18 protein-coding genes are annotated in these 21792 nt (G+C 62.4%); 12 read left to right on the top strand and 6 right to left on the bottom strand.

The genetic code is table 11. The annotated features are described in order from the left end of the window. Nucleotide 1: 1 nt before the first annotated feature. The 3 genes from EKL15_RS09230 to EKL15_RS09220 are packed head-to-tail and all read right to left on the bottom strand — an operon-like array spanning nucleotide 2 to nucleotide 3918. A complete protein-coding gene (locus EKL15_RS09230) occupies nucleotides 2-757 on the bottom strand; it encodes a trans-aconitate 2-methyltransferase (RefSeq protein WP_197847783.1) in 756 nt (251 codons plus the stop codon). A gap of 1 nt (nucleotide 758) precedes the next feature. Further along, nucleotides 759-1754 (bottom strand): ABC transporter substrate-binding protein, encoded by a 996-nt coding sequence (locus tag EKL15_RS09225; protein WP_343179235.1) that lies wholly within the window; start codon nucleotides 1752-1754, stop codon nucleotides 759-761. A 4-nt stretch (nucleotides 1755-1758) separates the two neighbouring features. Further along, a complete protein-coding gene (locus EKL15_RS09220; RefSeq protein ID WP_203089288.1) occupies nucleotides 1759-3918 on the bottom strand; it encodes a TonB-dependent siderophore receptor in 2160 nt (719 codons plus the stop codon). A 189-nt stretch (nucleotides 3919-4107) separates the two neighbouring features. Here EKL15_RS09220 and modE point away from each other — a divergent pair, with 189 nt between their 5' ends. From modE to gpmA, 9 genes are all read left to right on the top strand, one after another. After that, nucleotides 4108-4899 (top strand): molybdenum-dependent transcriptional regulator, encoded by a 792-nt coding sequence (gene modE, locus EKL15_RS09215; protein WP_203089287.1) that lies wholly within the window; start codon nucleotides 4108-4110, stop codon nucleotides 4897-4899. Between the two features lie 90 nt (nucleotides 4900-4989). After that, nucleotides 4990-6477 (top strand): molybdate ABC transporter ATP-binding protein ModF, encoded by a 1488-nt coding sequence (gene modF / locus EKL15_RS09210; RefSeq protein ID WP_147839622.1) that lies wholly within the window; start codon nucleotides 4990-4992, stop codon nucleotides 6475-6477. A gap of 95 nt (nucleotides 6478-6572) precedes the next feature. Further along, nucleotides 6573-7145 carry a cysteine hydrolase family protein gene (locus EKL15_RS09205; protein WP_060423670.1) on the top strand — a complete coding sequence of 191 codons (573 nt, stop codon included), beginning with the start codon at nucleotides 6573-6575 and terminating at the stop codon, nucleotides 7143-7145. 167 nt (nucleotides 7146-7312) lie between these two features. Next, on the top strand, nucleotides 7313-8134 hold the full coding sequence (locus EKL15_RS09200; protein ID WP_060440498.1) for a CPBP family intramembrane glutamic endopeptidase: 822 nt from the start codon (nucleotides 7313-7315) through the stop codon (nucleotides 8132-8134). A 284-nt stretch (nucleotides 8135-8418) separates the two neighbouring features. Beyond that, nucleotides 8419-9471 (top strand): galactose-1-phosphate uridylyltransferase, encoded by a 1053-nt coding sequence (gene galT / locus EKL15_RS09195; protein ID WP_070914095.1) that lies wholly within the window; start codon nucleotides 8419-8421, stop codon nucleotides 9469-9471. After that, on the top strand, nucleotides 9468-10619 hold the full coding sequence (gene galK, locus EKL15_RS09190) for a galactokinase (protein ID WP_147839624.1): 1152 nt from the start codon (nucleotides 9468-9470) through the stop codon (nucleotides 10617-10619). Before galT ends, galK begins: the two co-directional genes overlap by 4 nt. Further along, nucleotides 10613-11656, top strand: coding sequence for a galactose-1-epimerase (gene galM / locus EKL15_RS09185; protein ID WP_203089284.1), 1044 nt, complete (start codon nucleotides 10613-10615; stop codon nucleotides 11654-11656). Before galK ends, galM begins: the two co-directional genes overlap by 7 nt. Before the next feature lie 197 nt (nucleotides 11657-11853). Further along, nucleotides 11854-12201 (top strand): PsiF family protein, encoded by a 348-nt coding sequence (locus EKL15_RS09180; RefSeq protein WP_048232954.1) that lies wholly within the window; start codon nucleotides 11854-11856, stop codon nucleotides 12199-12201. A 215-nt stretch (nucleotides 12202-12416) separates the two neighbouring features. Next, the gene (gpmA, locus tag EKL15_RS09175) at nucleotides 12417-13169 is read left to right on the top strand and encodes a 2,3-diphosphoglycerate-dependent phosphoglycerate mutase (protein ID WP_004939834.1); all 753 of its coding nucleotides are present in this window, start codon (nucleotides 12417-12419) and stop codon (nucleotides 13167-13169) included. A 56-nt stretch (nucleotides 13170-13225) separates the two neighbouring features. Here gpmA and EKL15_RS09170 read toward each other — a convergent pair whose 3' ends face one another. The 3 genes from EKL15_RS09170 to aroG form a co-directional block, all read right to left on the bottom strand. Beyond that, complete coding sequence (locus tag EKL15_RS09170) at nucleotides 13226-14269, bottom strand: M48 family metallopeptidase (RefSeq protein WP_197847779.1); 1044 nt, start codon at nucleotides 14267-14269, stop codon at nucleotides 13226-13228. A gap of 7 nt (nucleotides 14270-14276) precedes the next feature. Then, complete coding sequence (locus EKL15_RS09165; RefSeq protein ID WP_203089282.1) at nucleotides 14277-15467, bottom strand: YjgN family protein; 1191 nt, start codon at nucleotides 15465-15467, stop codon at nucleotides 14277-14279. A 265-nt stretch (nucleotides 15468-15732) separates the two neighbouring features. After that, on the bottom strand, nucleotides 15733-16785 hold the full coding sequence (gene aroG, locus EKL15_RS09160; protein WP_047568857.1) for a 3-deoxy-7-phosphoheptulonate synthase AroG: 1053 nt from the start codon (nucleotides 16783-16785) through the stop codon (nucleotides 15733-15735). A 212-nt stretch (nucleotides 16786-16997) separates the two neighbouring features. On the opposite strand from aroG, the gene EKL15_RS09155 reads away from it, so the two are divergent. The 3 genes from EKL15_RS09155 to zitB are packed head-to-tail and all read left to right on the top strand — an operon-like array spanning nucleotide 16998 to nucleotide 21762. Further along, entirely contained in the window at nucleotides 16998-17603 is a 606-nt protein-coding gene (locus EKL15_RS09155) for a response regulator transcription factor (RefSeq protein WP_038877570.1), read from the top strand. Continuing rightward, nucleotides 17600-20800, top strand: coding sequence for a transporter substrate-binding domain-containing protein (locus EKL15_RS09150; protein WP_203089280.1), 3201 nt, complete (start codon nucleotides 17600-17602; stop codon nucleotides 20798-20800). The genes EKL15_RS09155 and EKL15_RS09150 overlap by 4 nt, the downstream gene beginning before the upstream one ends. Next, the gene (gene zitB / locus EKL15_RS09145; protein ID WP_033637476.1) at nucleotides 20800-21762 is read left to right on the top strand and encodes a CDF family zinc transporter ZitB; all 963 of its coding nucleotides are present in this window, start codon (nucleotides 20800-20802) and stop codon (nucleotides 21760-21762) included. The genes EKL15_RS09150 and zitB overlap by 1 nt, the downstream gene beginning before the upstream one ends. The last annotated feature ends 30 nt before the right edge of the window (nucleotides 21763-21792 follow it).

Genomic DNA, 21792 nt, shown 5'->3' with positions numbered 1-21792 from the left:
GCTATTTCCAGCCTGCGATCACATAGTCGTCCAACAGCTGCCACACCGTCCCCGCCTCGCTGAAACCGGCTTGTCTAAGCGCCGCGAGCTGGAAATCCACCGGCGTCGGCGGCGGCACCGGGCGGCCGGCGAACAGCGCTTCACGCTCGGCCTGATAAGCGGCCAGCGTCGGCGATTGCAGCGCGCCCGCAAACCAGCGATCCCAATCCTCGACGCCGTTGTCCCAGGCGCGCTGTTGGGTCTGCTCGTCGTGCCGCTCCGCCAACGCTTTCAGCCGCGGCTGACGCTGGTCATAGCGCTGATGATCGGCGTTCAGGAACACGCCGCCGTCGGCCAGCAGCCCGGCAACGTTGCGGTACAGCGCCAGCTGCTGCTCGGGCATCAGCCAGTGCAGCGCCGTGCTGGATACCGCCGCCTGTGGCGCGGGGCCGGACAGCGCGGCAAAACAGGCCGGATCCGCCAGATCGGCCTGCAGAATGCGGATCCGATCGCCGTACTCCGCCAGCGCACCGCGCGCCACCCCCAGCAACAGCGGATCGAGATCGATGGCGGTCACCCTGGCCTGCGGAAAGCGCTGCAAAATGCGCAGGCTCAGCGATCCCGGGCCGCAGGCCAGATCCACCACGTGAAAATCCTGGCCGGCGGCCAGCGCCAGCACCTCCAGCTGGGCGTTAAAACGCGCTTCCCGTTCGGCGATGTAGGCCGCCTGCTGGCGATCCCAGGAGTCCAGCAGCGAAGAGAATGAAACGGCAGTCATATCAAGGTTCCTTGTTGGAAAAAGTCGGCGCCTGCGGCGGCAAGGCCGCCAGGCCCCGAATCAAACGGCCCAGCGCCGCCACGGTGCGGGCGGAAGGGTCCATGTCGTAACCGGGGAGGATCACGTAGCGCCGCTGACGCACGGCGCGCAGCGTCGCGGTCAGCGGGTGATGTTCCAGAAAGGCGATCTTATCGGCCGCGCTGTCGCCGAGGCCGCCGCGCGGCAGATCGCCAAGCACGATCGCATCCGGATCGCGGGCGGCGATAACCTCCCAGGACACCGTCGGCCACAGCTCGGGCCGATCGCCGAACAGGTTCTCGCTACCGACGCTGCGGCTCAGCAAACCTGGCGCGCCGCAGCAGCCCGCCACGTAGGGCGTTTGCGCGCCGGCATACCACCACAGCAGACGTAAATGCGGCAGCGGCGCGCGCTGCGCCTCAAACGCCCTCAGCTGCCCGCGCAGCCGCGCGACCAGCGCTTCACCGGCGCGGCTGACGTTGAAAATGCGCGCCAGCTCCCGCAGCTCGGTGAAAATGTCTTCGAACGTCAGCGCGGCGGCGATCGCGCTTTGCTGGCCGCTGCAGGCGCCTGGAGAGAGATAAGTGCCGATGCCCCATTCTGCCAGCCGCGCCCGATCGGGCGTTTCCGGGCTGTGCAGCCAGTAATAGCTAGCCGAATAGACAAAATCCGGCCGCATCAGCAGCAACGCTTCCGCCGTGGGCGGCGCCGGGCTGGTGGGCGCCTGCAATGTCTCGGCCGACGCCGTCGGCGCGGGATCGCGCGTGCGGTCATACCCGACCACGCCGATCGCGCGGCCAGCCAGCCCCAGCGCCAGCAGGTTTTCCAGCGCCGGGTTGGCGTAAACCAGCACCCGCTGCGGCGGCTGCGGGTAATCGCGCGTTACCCCGCAATTTTGCAGGCTGACGGCATCGGCACGCAGCGGCGCGCTGCCGCCCAATCCCAGGGCGCACAACAGCAGGGCAAGCCAGCCTTTCACGCCGTCAGAACCTGACCGACACGAAGGTTTCATAGCTGCGCGGCGGCGCGATCAGCGCCTGGTCCGGGTAAGTACGCTGATAGGCGTACAGCTGGTTGGTGGCGTTGCGAATGCGAAAACCGACATCGACGATCGGCGTCAGTTGATAGTCTGCCGCCAGATCGAGCGTGGTGTACGCGCGCATCTTGCGCCGGTTGGCGTCGTCGTTGTAGCTGCTGCCGACGTAGCGCAGCGAAGAAGCCAGCCCCAGGCGCTCCGTCGCCTGATAATGCACGCTGAGGTTGGCGGTCCAGTCCGGGATATAGGCCGGGCGATTGCCGTTGTAGCTGCGCAGCGGGCTACCGCCGCGATAGTCGTCGTAGCGGGCATGCGTGTAGGCGGCGTTGCCGGCCAGCTCCCAGCGTTCGTCGGGACGCAGCACCACGCCAAGCTCAATGCCGCGCGACGTCTGCCTGCCTACCGCGTTCAACGCATCCGGCCGCTGCGCGTCGGGCACAAACAGGTTGTCCTTGCGCAGTTCGTACAGCGCCAGCGTCGCCTCGCCCTTGTTCCCCCAGAACTGCCCTTTGGCGCCGGCCTCCCACTGGCGCGCTCGCGTCAGCGGCAGATCGGTCTGCGTTGGGCTGAGGAAGAACAGATCGTTGCCCGGCTCCTGGCCGGTGGTGTAGTTGGCGTAGAGCGTGAGGTTGTCGGTCAATGCATAGCTGGGGCCCAGGCTCCAGGTGCTGAAAACGTAGGTGTGCGCGCGGCTCTCTTCCTGCGGCCCCTGGAAGCGCCAGTCCATGTTCATATGGTTGTAGCGCAGCTGGCCCAGCAACGCTAAACGCTCGGTCAGGCTGAAGCGATCCTCGAGAAAGGCGGCGTACTGGTTCTGGGTAACGTGGCGCACCGGCGCGCGTTGGCGGTCGGTACCCTGGGCGAACGGCTCTCTGGGCGGCGCGCCAAGCGGTACGTCTTCCGAGCCGGGGAAACCGTTGGAATAATACTGAAAATGCCGGTTGCTCAGATCGAGGCCGACCAGCAACCGGTTATCAAAACCGGCGATGGCGCGGTCGAATACCAGCGAACTGCGGTTGCCGATCAGATCGTCGTCGTGCGCCAGGGCGCCGAAGGAGTCGCGGTTGACGTCGCCGGGCCGGGCCGCCGCCGCGACGCGGAAGCGCTCGACGTTGCGCCATTCGCGAAAGCCGCTGTAGTAATAGAATTGGTTATGCCATTCCACTTCGGGCGTCATAAACCAGTCCAGGCTGGCCTGAAATGCGGTGGCGTTGCTCTGGATGCGGCTGTCGGTCAGGTTGTTGTAATTGATGTCGCGCAGCTCGCCGGCAATGCGCCCGTCCAGCAGCGGCGTGCCGTAGTAAGGGTTGTTGGTGCGGTTGAGCATGCGGTCCAGGCTAAGCGTCAACAGCGCATCGTCCGTCAGCTTAAACAGCAGCGAGCCGGAAACCCGCTTCTGCCGATCGCGTTCATACTGCACGTTGCTGCCGCTGTCGTTGCCGCTGACGTCCAACCGGTACGCCACCGCATCGTCCACCAGCGCGCCGCCGGCCCCCAGATGCAGACGCTGGCTGCGGTAACTGCCGAAGCCATAATCGAGCTCGAGCGGCTGGCGGCTGAAGGTCGGCCGCCGCGAGATCAGGTTGACGCTGCCGCCCGCGGCGCTCAGGCCGTTCAAGGCCGATCCCGGCCCGCGCAGTACCTCGATGCTGTCGTAATGCGCCGGATCGCCCAGCTGCAGCGTGCTGCCGGGCATCTCCACGCCGTTATACAACCAGGCGATAGGCCGGAAACCGCGCGCGGAAAAGTTATTGGACAACGTTGGCGAAGCGACGCCGGACAGACCGGTGGCGTGCTCGACGGCGGCGGCCAGCGAGCGGTCGCCCCGCTGTTGGATCGCTCTTGCGCTGATGATATCGACGCTGCGCGGCGTTTCCCGAGCGGTCAGCCCGAGCTGCGAAGCGCTGCGGCTCACGGCGCTCAACGCATCGTAGCGCCCGGCGGGGGCCGCCGCCTCCACGGTGAGCTGTTCTTCGCACCCCGTGGCATTGCGGGCTTTATCGCAGTCGGCAGCGAAAGCCAGCGGCGCCGTCAGTGCGCCGCCGACCCAAGCGGCAAGGCATAAAGATTTTCTGGGCGTGACAAGACGCCGGCGTGTCGTACTCATGTGGAGCATCCCTGTGGTGAAATAAAAACCGGCCGTAAGCCGGCGTAAAGCCTTATCGTTTTTCTGTTATGTTATATTATAACAACAAGGCAATGCCAGTCTTTATTGCCCCGCGCTCCACCGCACTGCGTTTGGCGCTTTGCCGCCAAATCGGCGACAATAAGATTTTTGCCGCCGACAGGATGCGCTATGCAGGCCGAAATTCTTCTGACTCTCAAACTCCAGCAAAAGCTGTTCGCCGATCCGCGCCGCATCGCGCTGCTGAAACAGGTGCAGCACACCGGCTCCATCAGCCAGGGCGCCAAACTGGCGGGCATCAGCTATAAAAGCGCCTGGGACGCCATCAATGAAATGAACCAGCTGGCGGAACAAACGGTGGTGGAACGCGCCACCGGCGGTAAAGGCGGCGGCGGCGCGCAGCTGACGCACTATGGCCAGCGGTTGATCCAGCTGTATGACCTGCTGGGCCAGGTGCAGCAAAAAGCTTTCGACGTGTTGCAGCAGGACGATCTGCCGCTCGACAGCCTGCTGGCGGCCATCTCGCGCTTCTCGCTGCAAACCAGCGCGCGCAATCAGTTCTTCGGCACCGTCATCGAACGCGATCATCAGCAGGTGCAGCAGCACCTGGCGATTTTGTTGAACGACGGCACCACTCGCCTGATGGCGGCCGTCACCCAACAAAGCGCCGACCGGCTGCAGCTGACGCCGGGTAAAGAGGTACTGACGCTGATCAAGGCGCCCTGGGTGCGGTTAAGCGTCGATACGGCGGAGCATACCGGCGCAGATAACGCGCTGGCTGGCGTGGTGGCCGGCATTCAGCCAGGCGCTGAACACAGCGAGGTGCTGGTGACGCTGGCGGGCGGCGAAACCCTGTGCGCCACCCTGACGACGGCGGAGCTGCAGCGTCTGCAGCTGAGCGTCGGTGCCGCCGTACACGCCCTGTTCAACGCCGATCGCGTGATTGTCGCCACGTTGTGTTAAGCGCAACGTGACGTTGCGTTTTTGTTGATTGACATCCCCCTGCAATGCGCCTATTTCTAAGGCAAATAATTGCAAAAAAAGGAACAGGTGATGTCGTCGTTGCACATTTCGCAAGGTTCATTCCGCTTAAGCGATACCCGCACCCTGACGCTGGACGCGCTGGAAATCCAGGCCGGCGACAGCTGGGCCTTCGTCGGCGCCAACGGCAGCGGCAAATCCGCCCTGGCGCGCGCGCTGGCGGACGAACTGGTTCTGCTGAGCGGTGAACGCCGCAGCGATTTTCAGCACGCGGTGCGCATCTCCTTCGAACAGCTGCAAAAAATGGTCAGCGACGAGTGGCAACGCAACAACACCGATCTGCTCAGCGCGGACGAGGACGACACCGGCCGCACCGCGGCGGAAATCATTCAGGAAGAGGTGAAAGACGCCGCGCGCTGTGAGCGGCTGGCCGCGCAGTTCGGCATCACCGCCCTGCTGACGCGCCGCTTCAAATACCTCTCCACCGGCGAAACGCGTAAAACCCTGCTGTGCCGGGCGCTGATGCCCGAGCCTGACCTGCTGATCCTCGACGAGCCCTTCGACGGGCTGGACGTTCACTCGCGCGCGCAGCTCGCCGCATTGCTGAGCGAGCTTTCCGCCCAGGGCCAAACCGTGGTGCTGGTGCTCAACCGGTTCGACGAAATACCGGATTTTGTCCGGCAGGTGGGCGTGCTGGCGGACTGCACCCTGACCAGCCGCGGGCCGCGCCGCCAGGTGATGGCGGACGCGCTGGTGGCGCAGCTGGCGCACAGCGAAAACCTCAGCGGGCTGGCGCTGCCGGAGACCGAGGATCCGACGCAAAAGGTGACGCTGCCGGCGGATCGGCCGCTGATCGTCCTGCGCGACGGCGTGGTCAGCTATAACGATCGGCCGATCCTCAATCATCTCGACTGGCAGGTTAACCCCGGCGAACATTGGCAGATCGTCGGCCCGAACGGCGCCGGCAAATCCACGCTGCTCAGTTTGATCACCGGCGATCATCCGCAGGGCTACAGCAACGATCTGACGCTGTTCGGCCGCCGCCGCGGTAGCGGGGAAACCATCTGGGAGATCAAGCGCCATATCGGCTACGTCAGCAGCAGCCTGCATCTGGACTATCGCGTCAACACCAGCGTGCGCAACGTGGTGCTGTCGGGGTTCTTCGATTCGATCGGCATTTATCAGGCGGTCTCGGATCGTCAGCGGCAGCTGACCGAACAATGGCTGGCGCTGCTCGGGCTCGACGGCGCGCGCGGCGATGCCCCGTTCCACAGCCTTTCCTGGGGCCAACAGCGGCTGGCGCTGATCGCCCGCGCGCTGGTGAAACATCCGGCGCTGCTGATCCTCGACGAGCCGCTGCAAGGGCTGGATCCGCTCAATCGCCAGTTGGTGCGTCGCTTCATCGACGTGCTGATCGGCCAGGGCGCCACCCAGCTGCTATTCGTCTCGCACCATGCCGAAGACGCGCCGCAGTGCATCACTCACCGCCTCAGCTTCATGCCCGACGGCGAGGGCGGCTACGGCTACCAACAGCAACGGCTGGAGGCGGCCTCCGCCTGAAGCGCGGCGTAAACATATCCGGCAACACTTCACCGCAGCACATCACATTTGGCCTTTTATCATAGAAAGAAAGAAGGCCATTTTCTGGAGACGCCATGTCCGCTGCGTTGATTATTATCGACCTGATCGAGGATCTGATCGGGCCCAAAGGGCGCGCCAACCACTGCCGCGAACAGGTGGTGGCGACCCACCTGCTCGCCAACGTCAATGCCGCCGCGGCCTACGCCCGGGTGCGAAAAATCCCGGTGATTTGGGTGCGGGTGGGATTCGCCGACGATTATCATGATATTCCCCCCCACTCGCCGCTGTTCAACCATTTGAAACAGATAGGCGCGCTGCGGCTTAACAGCCCGGGCTGCCGCTGGATGCCCGAACTGCATCAGGAAGAGACCGATCTGCTGTTTGAAAAAACGGCGGTAAGCGCCTTCTCCGGTAACAATTTATTAGCCTGGCTACGGCAGCATCGGTGCCATCATCTGCTGCTGGCGGGCGTCAGCACGCCGCTCGCCATCGAGAGCACCGCGCGTCAGGCGCACGACGCCGGCTTTCAGGTGACCGTGCTGCACGACCTGTGCGCGGCCCCCACGCAGGAGATCCACCAGCAGAGCCTGGACACCCTGCAAAACCTGGCCGAAATCACCCGCTCGCAGGCCTGGATGAAAGGCTGACCCGCGTTGTCGCCGGTCGTATGGGCCGGCATCATGCACAAATCCGTCACTGCCCCGACCTTTAGCGTCATTTGGGTGTGCTACTATCCGCTTTAGCGCTCAATTTCGCCATCATCGCACGCCGCAAAGGCGCTGAGCGCCGTGTACATATTTTAAAGGGACATATTATGTGGGGCGTACTGGCTGCTTCGTTATTTTTCTTGCCGTTTAACCGGCTGATAGCCTGGGTGATCCTGGCCGCCTCGGCGGGCATGGGGCTTTATCATGGGGTACTGACGCCACTCAGCCTGAGTTATCTGCTGGCGATCGTAGCGTTGGCGGGGCTGCGTCACCATTTTCGCGAGCAGCGTAATCTGGCGATCGCGTTCGAAGGCTTGGTGGTCGCCGGCTGCATCGCGCTGTTCTTGCATCTGGTGCCGGGCATCCACAACCAGCTGATGATCGACGGCGACAAAGCCGGCCCGCTCAGCGCGCCGTTCACCATGTATTACAACTTCGACAAGGCGATGGTGCCCTTCCTGCTGTTCGCCTGCTTGCCCACGCTGTTCAGAACCGATAAAGCGGAAAAAAGCGTCGCCTCGGGTTCCTGGATTGCATTGATCATCAGCGTACCGGCGCTGTTGCTGCTGGCCGTGGCGCTGGGCGGTTTAAAAATCGAACTGCATGCGCCCGCCTGGATCCTGCCGTTCGTGATGGCGAACCTGTTCTTCGTCTGCATGGCCGAAGAAGCGCTGTTTCGCGGCTACCTGCAACAGCGCCTCAGCCAATGGCTGGGGGCCTGGCCGGCGCTGATCGTCGCCGCCCTGGTGTTCGGCGCCGCGCATTTGGCCGGCGGCATGCTGATGGTGATCTTCGCGACGCTGGCCGGCGTGATCTACGGCCTGGCATGGATGTGGAGCGGCCGCCTGTGGGTGCCGATTCTGTTCCATTTCGGGCTTAACCTCACCCATCTGCTGTTCTTCACCTACCCGCTGTATCAGCACCCCTGACGGCTGACGCCGGCAGAGAGCCTCTCTCTGCCGGTTGACCAGGTGAAAACGCTATCACCGGCAGCTCACCGCAATCCCCTCAAGCACGTAGCCACCGGCTCATCTCCGCGCATCCGGCGCTTTTCAATGAAGTGTAAACGATTCCATTTTTCGCGTTAGATCACCTTTTTATCGCCGCGAGCATGCTATCTTTTTGCGCAATGTACTCTCCCTTTTCAGCAACGGGCGTATCAAGACGGCGGCTGAAAGCGATTACACCTCGTCGACGCCAAGAAAGGAACCGTATGACGGCATTTAACCCTATCGATCATCCACACCGCCGCTATAACCCGCTGAGCGGCCAATGGGTGCTGGTCTCACCGCACCGCGCCAAGCGCCCCTGGCAGGGCCAACAAGAGGCCGTCCCCACGGAAACGCTGCCGGCGCACGATCCCGACTGTTTCCTGTGCCCGGGCAACGCGCGCGTCACCGGCGATCGCAATCCGGATTATCGCGGCACCTACGTCTTCACCAACGATTTCGCCGCGCTGATGAGCGATACGCCGCCGGCGCCCGACAGCCAGGATCCTTTGATGCGCAGCCAGAGCGCGCGCGGCGTCAGCCGGGTGATCTGCTTCTCTCCCGATCACAGCAAGACCCTGCCCGAATTGACGCTGCCGGCGCTGGAGCAGGTGGTCGCCGCCTGGCAGGCGCAAACCGATGAGCTGGGCAGGCAGTACCCCTGGGTACAGCTGTTCGAAAACAAAGGCGCGGCGATGGGCTGCTCCAACCCGCACCCGCACGGGCAGGTCTGGGCCAACAGTTTTCTGCCGAACGAGGCCGAGCGCGAAGATCGCCTGCAACACGAGTATTTTCGGGAACATGCCTCCCCGCTGCTGCTGGACTACGCACAGCGCGAGCTGGCCGCCGGCGAACGCATCGTGGTGAACACCGAACACTGGCTGGCGGTGGTGCCCTACTGGGCCGCCTGGCCGTTTGAAACGCTGCTGCTGCCGAAAGCGGCGGTGCAGCGCATTACCGATCTCAGCGCGGCACAAAGCCAAGATCTGGCGCTGGCGCTGAAGAAGCTGACCAGCCGCTACGACAACCTGTTCCAGTGCTCCTTCCCCTATTCGATGGGATGGCACGGTGCGCCGTTCAACGGTGCCGACAACCGACACTGGCAGCTGCACGCCCATTTCTACCCGCCGCTGCTGCGTTCAGCCAGCGTGCGCAAATTTATGGTCGGTTACGAGATGCTGGCGGAAACCCAGCGCGACCTGACCGCCGAACAGGCCGCAGCGCGTCTGCGCGCCGTCAGCGATATTCATTACCGTGAAGCCGGAGCCCAAGCATGAGCCTGAAACCGCTTACCCATTCCCTGTTTACCGAACACTTCGGCTACGCGCCGGCGTTGACCATCCAGGCGCCGGGGCGGGTGAACCTGATCGGCGAGCATACCGATTACAACGACGGCTTCGTGCTGCCCTGCGCCATCGATTATCAAACCGTCATCGCCTGCGCCAAGCGCGACGACCGCCAGATCCGCGTCCTCGCCGCCGATTATCAGAATCAGCAGGATCAATTCTCGCTCGACGATCCGATCGTCAGCCACCCCGATCAGCGCTGGTCCGACTATGTGCGCGGCGTGGTGAAGCACCTTCAGCGCCGCAGCGCCGACTTCGGCGGCGCGGATCTGGTGATCGCCGGGAATGTGCCGCAAGGCGCGGGGCTCAGCTCCTCCGCCGCACTGGAAGTGGCGGTGGGCCAGGCGCTGCAGGCGCTCTATCAGCTGCCGCTGGACGGCGTAGCGCTGGCGCTGAACGGCCAGGAGGCGGAGAACCAATTCGTCGGCTGCAACTGCGGTATCATGGACCAGCTGATCTCCGCGCTCGGCCGGCGCGACAGCGCTCTGCTGATCGACTGCCGCTCGCTGGAAACCCGTGCGGTACCGATGCCGGACAACGTCGCGGTGGTGATCGTCAACTCCAATGTGCAACGCGGGCTGGTGGACAGCGAATACAACACCCGCCGCAAACAGTGCGAGGAAGCGGCGCGGTTCTTCGGCGTCAAGGCGCTGCGCGACGTCAGCCCCGAACAGTTTGAGGCGCGTCAACACCAGCTCGATCCGTTAGTAGCCAAACGCGCGCGCCATGTGATCAGCGAGAACGCCCGCACGCTGGCAGCGGCCGAGGCGCTGGCGGCCGGCGATCTGCAGCGCATGGGCCGGCTGATGGCGGAGTCGCACGCCTCGATGCGCGACGACTTTGAAATCACCGTGCCGCCGATCGATAAGCTGGTCGAGATCGTCAAAGCGACGATCGGCCCACGCGGCGGCGTGCGCATGACCGGCGGCGGCTTTGGCGGCTGCATCGTCGCGCTGATACCGCAGGATCTCGTGGAGACGGTGCGTGCCGCCGTGGCGCACGAGTATCCGCGGCAAACCGGCGGATTGCGGGAAACCTTCTATGTCTGCCAGGCTTCGCAAGGCGCCGGCCTATGCTGACGGCAACGGCGGCACTCGCCCCCGATGGGCAACTTTATCAGCTGACGCAGCTGCAAAACGCCGGCGGCATGACGGTCACGCTGATGGACTGGGGCGCCACCTGGCTGTCCGCCGTCTTGCCGCTCAAATCCGGTGAAAGGCGCGAGTTGCTGCTCGGCTGCCGCAGCCCGGCGGACTACCAACGTCAGGGCGCCTATCTGGGCGCCACCGTCGGCCGTTACGCCAACCGCATCGCCAACGCCAGTCTGCCCATCGACGGGAAACCCCATGCGCTGGCCGCCAATCAGGGCGCCCACCAGCTGCACGGCGGCCCCGACGGCTTCCATGCCCGCCGCTGGCGCCGGGTACAGCACGATGCGCAGCAGGTCTGCTATGCGCTGCACTCGGCGGAGGGCGATCAGGGTTTCCCGGGCAATCTCGACGTGCAGGTCTGCTACCGCCTGACCGCCGACAATCGCGTGGAAATCAGCTATCTGGCGCAGGTCGATCGCCCCTGCCCGGTCAACCTGACCAACCACGCCTATTTCAATCTGGACGGTGCCGGCACCGACGCCCGCGCCCAGCGGCTGCAGCTGTTCGCCGATCGCTATCTGCCCGTCGACGCCGAGGGCATTCCCTGTGCCGGGCTGACGCCGGTGGACGGCAGCGGCATGGATTTCCGCCAGCCGAAAACGCTGCTGCAGGATTTTCTGCGCGACCGCGACCAGCAGCGGGTAAAAGGCTACGATCATGCTTTTCTGCTGCACCGCACCTGCGGCGCGCTGGAGTGCCCGGCGGCCCATTTATGGTCCGCCGACGGGCAAGTGCAGATGAGCGTGTTCACCGACGCGCCCGCACTGCAACTCTACAGCGGCAATTATCTGGCCGGCACGCCGGCGCGCGACGGCGGCAGCTATGCCAACCACGCCGGCGTGGCGCTGGAAAGCGAGTTTTTGCCGGACAGCCCGCACCATCCCGAATGGCCACAGCCGGACTGTTGGCTGCAGCCGGGGAGCCGCTACCGCAGCACCACGCATTATCAGTTTTATCCTATCTGACCCGCCACGCCCCTCGCCGCGCGGCCGGGGGCGATTTGTTATAAATGCTTACCTTTTAGCGCTATTCCCCCGCCGGCGCCCACCTTTCCTTATTCCAAAGCGCGCACTACACTCAGGCTACCGTGATAAGCACAACGCCTTGTGCAACGTCACAATTTTCGGCCGATGGCGGCCAATCAATAGCTGAAGGAACACCTATGCGTCTGATTACTGCACTTCCATTGCTGGCGGGCTTAATGCTGAGCACCAATCTGATGGCGGCCGACGCGACGACGGCGACAAAAACGCCTTCGCCGGCGCAGGCGGCCCAACAGAAACGCATGACCGATTGCAACCAACAGGCATCCACCAAGTCGCTGAAAGGCGCGGATCGCTCCACCTTTATGAGCACCTGCCTGAAATCTGAAGGCGCCGCCGCGACGGGCAAAACCCTGACGCCGCAGCAGCAGAAAATGAAAACCTGCAACGCCGACGCCAAGACCAAGAATCTGAAGGGCGACGCGCGTAAAACCTTCATGAGCAGCTGCCTGAAAAAATCGGCCTGATTTGCCCCACGCCACGGCGCGCCCGAAGCGATTTCGGCGCGCCGTTTCCCCCTCGCAGCGCCAGCCTGAACGATTCAGCTTTTTCCTTTCGCCAGCCCTTACTTTGCGGCAAGAAATTGGCTATGGTTAGACACTATCGATTGCCGAGCCCCGGCCCGCGGCAATATAATGATTTTCGTTATCATTGAAATGTCAGATTATTAAGGAGTTAAGCTATGGCTGTAACTAAGCTGGTTCTGGTGCGTCACGGCGAAAGCCAGTGGAACCAAGAAAACCGCTTCACCGGTTGGTATGATGTCGATCTGTCCGACAAGGGCCGTACCGAAGCGAAAGCAGCAGGCAAGCTGTTGAAAGAAGAAGGGTTCACTTTCGACTTCGCTTACACCTCCGTACTGAAGCGCGCGATCCACACCCTGTGGAACATCCTCGACGAGCTGGATCAGGCCTGGTTGCCGACCGAAAAATCCTGGAAGCTGAACGAACGTCATTACGGCGCGCTGCAGGGTCTGAACAAAGCGGAAACCGCTGAAAAATACGGCGACGAGCAGGTGAAACAATGGCGTCGCGGCTTCGCGGTGACCCCACCTGAGCTGACCAAAGAAGACGAACGCTACCCTGGCCACGATCCGCGCTACGCCTCGCTGACCGAGCAAGAGCTGCCGCTGACCGAAAGCCTGGCGCTGACCATCGATCGCGTGATTCCTTACTGGGACGAAGAGATCCTGCCACGCATCAAGAGCGGCGAGCGCGTGATCGTTGCGGCGCACGGCAACTCGCTGCGCGCGCTGGTGAAATACCTGGATAACCTGAGCGAAGACGAAATCCTCGAGCTGAACATCCCAACCGGCGTGCCGTTGGTGTATGAATTTGACGAGAACTTCAAGCCAACCAAACGTTACTACCTGGGTAACGCCGACGAGATCGCTGCAAAAGCGGCCGCCGTGGCAAACCAGGGTAAAGCGAAGTAATTTCGCCCGTTAACGAAAAAGCCCCCGGTGAAAACCGGGGGCTTTTTTATTACTGATTACTGTGGCGGCTGCTGCGCCATCGCCTCGTTCACCGCGTCCAGCCGTTCCTGCATCGCCGGGTGGGTGCTGAGCCAGGCCGGCAGCGTCCAGCCATCAGCCGTTTCACGTTCAGGCGCCTGCGCCAGCGCACGGTAGATCGCCGCCATCTCCGCCAGCGAACGCCCCTGGCGCTGCATTTGCGCAATGGCGAACGCATCCGCCTCGCGCTCCATCCCGCGGGAAAACTGCATCTCATTCACGAAGGACGCAGACTGCAGCAGCGTATCGCCGATGCCGCTGACGTCACCGGTCATCCACATCAGCGTCAACGCCACCAGCGACGAACGCACCAGCATGCGCATTGGGTGGCGATGAGCGTGGTGCCCCATCTCATGCAACATGACTGCCGCCAGCCCATCGTCGTTTTTCGCCAGGGCGACCAGACTATCGCTGAGCACCAGCGTGCCGTCCGGCAACATAAATGCGTTCGGCGCACCGGGCACCGCCATCAGCTTCAACGACAGCGGCGTGCGTTCCTCACGCATCTCGGCCGGCATCACCTGCCGGAACAACCGCTGCAACGCCCGCTGCCGCTCGGCCGACAATGCCGAGGGCTCGAAACCGCTCTGGCTTAAAAACGTCTGCGTGTGTTCGCCCAGCGTCTGTTCCACCGACGTGGGGATACGCATGGCGATCTCGCTGCTCGCCCACGGCAATACCACATACACGTAAGCCACGACCGTGAACAGCGTCATCAGCAGCGCCAGAGCGACGCCGCGTTTGTGGCGTTCCAGACGATGCACCCAGCCCGGCGAACGGCGCTGATAGAACCAGCGGCGAAACGCCGCGTCGTCGTCCGGCACAAAGCGCGCGCCGTCCTTAAAGGTCAGCGTCAGCGGAATATTGCCCAGCGCCGCAGAGACGGTGATGTCCGCCAAGGGGATGTAACGTTGCTCATCCTGCCGCTGCAGCGTCACGCCCTCGCCGCTTTCGTTCACCAGCAGGCGGGCCGCCTCACGTGCGGCCCGCCCCGGCAACTGGTAGGCGCCCTCGAGGATCATTGGCGCCTCAGAAGCTGCCGCCCAGATCCAGCGCCTGCACCGCTTCTTCGGCCACCGCGCTGTTGGCGGTTTCCTGATGCGCCGCGATGTCCAGCAATGCCAGATCGCCTTCAACCGCCGTGCACTCCGCCAGATAACGGGCGTGACGCACTTCCGCCACCGGCGCAGCAAAGCCGAGCGAGAACAGCGTGATCAGGGTATTGGTGATCAACAGCCCCATATACGGCAGGGTCTGCATGGAAGAGCGCAGTTTAACGTTGCCGTTCAGCGTCGCCTGGTTATACAGATAGTTGCGTTGGGCGACAATCTGGTAGCTGCCGGCAATCAAGGCGCCAATCAGCAACACCACCATCATCAGCAGCAGGCTGCCAATATTCTCCAACACCAGCAAATCGGCGGTTTCATCCGTCAACATACCCATCAATACCATTTGGTACAGTGACAGGATAAACGACCCCATACACACCAGTGCAGCCAACATGAACGGCAGGAAAATGAGCAGGCCGATCAAGGCAAATTTGATGAAGGCCGACTTTTTCAGCTCGGCAATAAACGGCGTGCGGCCGAAGAACAGATTATTAACGTACAGATCGTGCTGCAGCGCGCTAATAATACCATTGACGGCGGCGAATGCCGGCACGGCCAACAGCAGCGTCAACACCAGCATCAGGCCGATGGCGTTAATGCTGTCAAAGCTGCTGCCAATACTGAGCAAAATGATTAAGCCGACATAAAGCCCGATAATCAGTAATAGCGGGCAGAACAGTAGCGCCCAATAAGCGCGCCCGGTGCGGCAAACATAATTAAAACGCACGCCGCGATAGCTCGACATAATCGCATTGTAGCGCCAGCTGCGAATCACCACCCATGGCAGCAGGGCAAGCAACGCCAATAAGGCCAGCAGCCCCAGCAGCGGCGCTACCGCCAGCAGGATATAAAACACGATGATACCGCCGATCACCAACAGCCGCCCTTTCAGAATTTGCAGCGGCTGCGCATGGTAATCGAAACGATCGCCGTCCAATTCCGTGTTGCCGTAAAAATAGCGGCGACGACGCACCGTCGCCCAGGCGGAATAGATGCCCAGGGTCACGATGGTCAATAATGCATTGACTAACCAAATAGCGAAGTACTCGCCGCCTTTCCCATGGAATTTAATCCGGTGCAGCCCCAGCGGCTGCGAGGTATTGCTTGTCATAATTCTTTCGTCCTGAAAGGAATAGGTCATACCACTCCCCGCTTATTTGTCATGCGGGGTTTGTGGAATAAAAAAGCGTCTTATATAAGCACAATGCCATGAGCAGTGACAATTATTCTTTTATTAAATAGGAATAATGCGAAGGAGGTCGCTTAATGATTTCATTGGCCTATTAATTGTAAGCCTTAAATGAGTGGGATATATAGAGGTGCAATGACAAGGATAAAACAAGGGCCCGGCTGCCAGGCCCTTGTCATTTTAGCGATTATCCGCGGCGCGCTTTCACCGCCGCCGCCAGATCGCGCAGCACGGTTTCGGTGTCCTGCCAGCCGATGCAGCCGTCGGTCACGCTCTTGCCGTAAACCAGCGGTTCGCCGCTTTCAAGGTTCTGGTTGCCTTCCACCAGGTGGCTTTCGATCATCACGCCGATGATCGCTTTTTCACCGCCGCTAATCTGCCCGCAAACGTCAGCGCTCACGTCCATCTGCTTTTTGAACTGTTTGCTGCTGTTGGCATGGCTGAAATCGATCATCACCTGCGCCGGCAGCCCGGCTTTGCTCAGGCCGGCTTTGACGTCCTTCACGTGCGCCGCGCTGTAGTTCGGCTCTTTGCCGCCGCGCAGAATAATGTGACAGTCGCCGTTGCCGCTGGTGTTAACGATAGCCGAGTGGCCCCACTTGGTTACCGACAGGAAACAGTGCGGCGCGCCGGCGGCGTTGATGGCGTCGATCGCCACCTTGATGGTGCCGTCGGTGCCGTTCTTGAAGCCGACCGGGCATGAGAGGCCGGAGGCCAGCTCGCGGTGCACCTGCGATTCCGTGGTGCGCGCGCCGATGGCGCCCCAGCTCATCAGATCCGCCAGGTACTGCGGCGTGATCATGTCGAGGAATTCGCCCGCGGCCGGCAGGCCGCTGTCGTTGATCTCCACCAGCAGCTTGCGCGCCAGGCGCAGACCGTCGTTGATGTTGAAGCTGTTGTCCATCTGCGGATCGTTGATCAGGCCTTTCCAGCCCACGGTGGTGCGCGGTTTTTCGAAGTATACGCGCATGACCACTTCCAGCTCGCCCTTCAGTTCTTCACGCAGCGCCAGCAGGCGCCCCGCGTACTCTTTGGCGGCTTGGGTATCGTGGATAGAGCAAGGGCCAATCACCACCAGCAGGCGATCGTCGCTGCCGCGGAGGATATTGTGAATTGCGCTGCGGGCCTGGGACACCGTCTTTGCTGCGCGTTCAGTGGCCGGGAATTTCTCCAGCAAAGCCACCGGCGGCAGGAGTTCCTTAATATCATTAATGCGTAAATCGTCGTTTTGGTAATTCATAGCTTTTCCATTCGGTATCGAGGGGTATTTCGCAGTGCGTAACGGTGTAGATCCCAACAATCTAGCCTGTGGGAATGGCGCTGTAAATCACCTTTGCCCCCCTCCGCTGGAACCGCCAAATTAACAGCAGATTGTGCTGTTTCATCAGGGGAGCGCAGAGCCTCCTTTTTCGCTATGCTAGCGATCGGAATATAAAGCGACCCGAGTTGAACATGCCCTCTCTGTTATTAGTTGATGACCACCCGGTGGTTCATGTCGCACTGGAAGCGGCGCTAATGAAATCATCCCGCCCCTACCGCCTGCAGGCGGCGCAGGACGACGTCCAGGCGCTGGCCCTGCTGGCCGAGGCCGCTTTCGGCCTGGTGATCCTGGATATCGGCCTGCCGCAGGTCGACGGGCTGCAGCTGTTGAAAAAAATCCGCCGCCGCTACCCGCAGCAGCCGATCCTGATCTATACCGCGCAGGAGGCCGAGGTCTATGCGCGCATGGCCCATGCCGCCGGGGCCAACGGTTTCGTCAATAAAGGCAGCTCGTTGGCAGAGCTGGTACAGGCGATCGAGCAGGTGCTGGACGGTGAAACCCACTTCCCCGCCGCCGCGCTGGCCGAAGAAGCGCCGACGGCGGACGGTGGGCTGCTCACTCCCAAAGAGCTCGAAGTGCTGGGCTTGCTGAGCCAGGGGCTGTCCAACCTGCAGATCGCCGATCGGCTGCACATCAGCAACAAGACCGTCAGCACGCACAAGAAGAACATCCAGCGCAAAACCGGCGCCGGCAACCTGCTGGAGCTGGTGGCGGTGTTTAAAGAGTTGGCGCCATGATGCGCCGCGCTCTGCTGCTGCTGATCCTGTGGTGCGGTCTGGCGCAGGCGGCAGAGCCGGTGCGCTATCAGCTGGTCAGCAATCTGAATACCCCCGAGAACATGCTGATCGTCGGCGAGAAAAATCCCTGGCGCGACCGAACGCTGCGCATCGGCATCATCAGTGAGAACACCAGCCCGTACAACATCATCGTGGATGACGATCTGTACGGGCTGAACGCCGACTACCTCGGCTATATCCAACAGGTAACCGGCATTCGCTTCGCCATTTACGGCTTTGCCGATCTGACCCAGCTGGAGCAGGCGCTGCACGACGGCAAGGTCGACCTGCTGTACGGCATCCCGCAGAGTGAGGCGCTGCACGGCCTGGCGATCTCTCAGCCCTATTACGTCAGCAACCTGCGCGTATTGCGCGATCGCAGCAACGATCGACCGGTGATGCTCAACTCCGCCAACGCCCGCGTCGCGATCGGCGCGCTGACCGACATGCAGTCCGGCGGCGCTCTGCAGGCCGTGGCGTCGCAGATCCAGCGCTACGACAACAATCTGCAGGCGGTCTACTCGTTGCTCAACGGCAGCAGCGACTACTTTATCGCCGACGAGGCCAGCGCCAGCTTTATCATCGACCAGCTGCAGCTCGGCCAGCTCTATCAGATTGAAAGCAACGAGAACCTGGGCAACCTGTCCTTTGTGTTCGCCGCCGCCGACTCACGGCTGATAGACACGCTGGACACCGCCATCGCCGACGCGCCGATGGAGCTGATGAACGCCCTGCAGAGCCGCTGGAGCAAAAAGATCCCCAGCTACCTCGACACCGGCAATGCCGACCTGACGACGATGGAGAAGAATTGGGTGGCGAGCCACCGCGTGGTTTATTACGCCGCCATCGAGAACAACTTCCCGTTCGCCTACCGCGGCTCTGACGGCCAGCCGCGCGGCTACGCCATCGACATTCTCAACATCATCGCGCAAAACACCGGGCTGCGTTTCGCACCGCTGTGGGCGCGCAACGCCGAGCAGGCCGATCAGCTGGTGCAGTCCGGCCAGGCCAGCTTCCGCGCCGCCCTGCCGCTGGCGCGCGGCGTCAAGGCGCGCTACGGCGCCAGCATGCCGATCCACCGCTCGCTGTGGGGCGTTTACGTCGGCCAGCACGCCGACGGCATTTCCACCTGGAACGATTTAGCCGGCAAGCGCATCGGCGTGCTGCAGGGCGATTTGGCGCAGGGGCTGGTGCCGGAACAGGAGCAGACCATCAGCTTCGCCGACAGCAAGTCGATGTACGACGCGCTGGCCAACGGCCAGTTGGATGCGCTGGTGGATAACGTCATCTCCGCCAACTTTTTGGCGCTGTCGCGCTATTCCGGCGCCATCAAGCTGGCCTTTGCCGCCAACAACATCCCCTACCCGGTGGCCTTCGGCGTGCGCCGCGATCAACCTCTTCTGTTGGCGATCCTCGATAAGAATCTGATGCAGATCCCGGCGGACACCCTGCAATCGCTGCGCGACGAGTGGATCGTCGACCGCAGCAATCTTATCGACGCGGTGAATGACAACCGTATGCCGCCGCAGACCACCTGGTTGCTGGCACTGCTGGCCGCCGCCACCGTGCTGCTGCTGGCGCTAACGCTGCGCCGTTTCATGCTGCAGCGCCGTGAAAAACGCGAACGCGAAGAACTCGAGCACGCGCGCCGCCGCGCCGAGGCGGAAAACCGCATGAAGAGCAAATTCCTCGCCACCGTCAGCCACGAGCTGCGCACGCCGATGCACGCCATCCTCGGCCTGCTGGAGCTGGAGCTCAAACGCCAACCCGCGCCGGAAGGCCTGCCGGTGATATACAGCTCGGCCTCTTCGCTGCTCAACCTGCTCAACGACCTGCAGGATCACGCCCGGCTGGAAACCGGTTCGCTGACGCTGGCGCCGAAACCGGTGGCGCTGCGCCCCTGGGTAGCGCGCATCGACGCCCTTTACCGGCCGCTGATCGGCGAACGCCCGTTGACGCTGAGCGTGCTGGCAGATCCGGCGCTGCCGGAGGCGGTGATTATTGATGGTGAGCGTTTACTTCAAGTGGCTAACAACCTGATAAACAACGCGATAAAGTTTACACCGCGCGGCACTATTCAGGTCGAGATCGGCTGGCTCGCGCAAGATGAGCGGCAGGGGGAATTGCGATTAACGGTGAACGACAGCGGCTGCGGCATCGCCGCCGATGAGATAGGCAAGCTGTTCCAACCGTTTTACCGCGCGCGCGGCGCGCAACGCATTTCGGTGCAGGGCACCGGTTTGGGACTGTCTATCTGCAAAGAGATCGTCGAACAGATGGGCGGCCGCATCGGGCTGCACTCGCAGCCGGGCGTCGGCACCCGCGTCGAGGTCGCGATACCGGTCGAGCTGAGCGGCGCGGCGCCGGCTGTCGCCCAGGAGGAGCACACCTATGCTCTGCCGTCTTCCGCCTTGCGTACCGCGCTGATCGACGATCACCCCACCAATTTGTTGCTGCTGGAACGCCAGCTGCGCCACTTCGGGCTGCAACCCGCCCGCTTTGAACAAGGCTATGCGCTGTTGAAGGCCCAGCGCCGGCAACCGTTCGATCTGCTGTTTATCGACTATAACATGCCGCGCCCGGACGGGCTGACGCTGGCCAGACTGATCCGCCGCGACGAACAGCGGCTGCAACGCCCGCCTTGCCGCATCGTGCTTTGCTCGGCAGACGTGCAGGAGTTTACCCGCATCCCGCCGGGGCTGGTGGCGATCGACCACTTCCTGACCAAACCGATTTCACTGGCGGCGATCGGCCAGATATTGGCTCAGCAACCGCAGGCTCAGGAAGAAAAGTCAGTCCTTACTGACCTGCGACAAACGCTGGCCGAAATGGCAGGTGGCGATCGCGCCATGCTGCAGCGGCTGGCGCAGACGCTCGGCGATACGCTGCGCCAAGACCGGCAGCGGCTCGCGGACGCCGTCGCCGCGAGCGACTGGCCTCGCCTGGAGCAGGCGGCGCACCGCATCAAGGGCAGCCTGCTGATGCTGCAGCTGCCGGAAGCCGCGCAGCTGTGCCAGAAGCTGGTGGATACCGCACGTCGGGGCGAGCTTGCCGCCGCCGCTTATACTAAATTAAAGGCGTTAGTGGCGCAGATAGAACCGGAGCTGGACGCTCTGCTCACCGCCGCCCCCTCTTTCGCTATGCATAAGGATGAATAATGTCGGACACTCCACACGTACACCTGCCGAAAGACAGTAATAGTAAACGCCTACTGACCGCTTTTTTAGTCACCGCCGTCTTTATGGTGGCCGAGGTGGTCGGTGGCCTGTTGTCCGGCTCGCTGGCGCTGTTGGCCGACGCCGGCCATATGTTGACCGATGCCGCCGCGCTGCTGGTGGCGCTGATGGCGGTGCACTTCTCCCAGCGCAAGCCCAACGCGCGCCACACCTTCGGCTATCTGCGCCTCACCACCCTGGCGGCCTTCCTCAACGCTGCAGCGCTGCTGGTGATCGTGGTATTCATCCTGTGGGAGGCGATACGGCGTTTCTTCGAACCGCAGCCGGTGATGGGTACCCCGATGCTGATCATCGCCGTAGCGGGGCTGCTGGCGAACCTGTTCGCCTTCTGGTTGCTGCATCGCGGCAGCGAAGAGAAAAATATCAACGTGCGCGCCGCCGCGCTGCATGTGTTGGGCGACCTGCTCGGTTCGGTGGGCGCCATCGTCGCCGCCATCGTCATTCTTGCCACCGGCTGGACGCCGATTGACCCGATCCTGTCGGTGCTGGTCTCCTGTCTGGTGCTACGCAGCGCCTGGCGGCTGCTGAAGGAGAGTTTCCACGAGCTGTTGGAAGGCACGCCGCAGGAGGTCGATATCGCCAAGCTGCAAAAAGACCTGTGCCTGAATATCCCGGAAGTGCGCAACATCCATCACGTGCATGTCTGGCAGATCGGCGAACAAAAGCTGATGACGCTGCATGCGCAGGTGATCCCGCCGCATGACCACGATGGACTGTTGCAACGCATTCAGGCTTATCTGTTGGAACACTACAAGATTGGCCATGTGACCATTCAGATGGAGTACCGGCACTGTGAGACACCGGACTGCGGTATCAACCGGGCGCCGGAGCCGAGTGAACACTCACATGCCGAAGCGCACTCCCATCTGGGACATCGTCACTAAGCCAAGAGGGCGCCACCACGGCGCCCTCTG

This window comes from Serratia sp. 4542 (genome assembly GCF_016805595.1).
Taxonomy (GTDB): domain Bacteria; phylum Pseudomonadota; class Gammaproteobacteria; order Enterobacterales; family Enterobacteriaceae; genus Serratia; species Serratia nevei.
This window is presented reverse-complemented; position numbering and strand designations above follow the sequence as displayed.

Coding starts and splice junctions, on each gene's coding strand:
- aroG (WP_047568857.1), bottom strand. CDS start 16,785: ATGAATTACCAAAACGACGATTTACGCATTAATGATATTAAGGAACTC.
- EKL15_RS09170 (WP_197847779.1), bottom strand. CDS start 14,269: ATGATCCTCGAGGGCGCCTACCAGTTGCCGGGGCGGGCCGCACGTGAG.
- galT (WP_070914095.1), top strand. CDS start 8,419: ATGACGGCATTTAACCCTATCGATCATCCACACCGCCGCTATAACCCG.
- modE (WP_203089287.1), top strand. CDS start 4,108: ATGCAGGCCGAAATTCTTCTGACTCTCAAACTCCAGCAAAAGCTGTTC.
- EKL15_RS09200 (WP_060440498.1), top strand. CDS start 7,313: ATGTGGGGCGTACTGGCTGCTTCGTTATTTTTCTTGCCGTTTAACCGG.
- zitB (WP_033637476.1), top strand. CDS start 20,800: ATGTCGGACACTCCACACGTACACCTGCCGAAAGACAGTAATAGTAAA.
- galM (WP_203089284.1), top strand. CDS start 10,613: ATGCTGACGGCAACGGCGGCACTCGCCCCCGATGGGCAACTTTATCAG.
- EKL15_RS09220 (WP_203089288.1), bottom strand. CDS start 3,918: ATGAGTACGACACGCCGGCGTCTTGTCACGCCCAGAAAATCTTTATGC.
- galK (WP_147839624.1), top strand. CDS start 9,468: ATGAGCCTGAAACCGCTTACCCATTCCCTGTTTACCGAACACTTCGGC.
- EKL15_RS09205 (WP_060423670.1), top strand. CDS start 6,573: ATGTCCGCTGCGTTGATTATTATCGACCTGATCGAGGATCTGATCGGG.
- modF (WP_147839622.1), top strand. CDS start 4,990: ATGTCGTCGTTGCACATTTCGCAAGGTTCATTCCGCTTAAGCGATACC.
- gpmA (WP_004939834.1), top strand. CDS start 12,417: ATGGCTGTAACTAAGCTGGTTCTGGTGCGTCACGGCGAAAGCCAGTGG.
- EKL15_RS09155 (WP_038877570.1), top strand. CDS start 16,998: ATGCCCTCTCTGTTATTAGTTGATGACCACCCGGTGGTTCATGTCGCA.
- EKL15_RS09150 (WP_203089280.1), top strand. CDS start 17,600: ATGATGCGCCGCGCTCTGCTGCTGCTGATCCTGTGGTGCGGTCTGGCG.
- EKL15_RS09180 (WP_048232954.1), top strand. CDS start 11,854: ATGCGTCTGATTACTGCACTTCCATTGCTGGCGGGCTTAATGCTGAGC.
- EKL15_RS09230 (WP_197847783.1), bottom strand. CDS start 757: ATGACTGCCGTTTCATTCTCTTCGCTGCTGGACTCCTGGGATCGCCAG.
- EKL15_RS09165 (WP_203089282.1), bottom strand. CDS start 15,467: ATGACAAGCAATACCTCGCAGCCGCTGGGGCTGCACCGGATTAAATTC.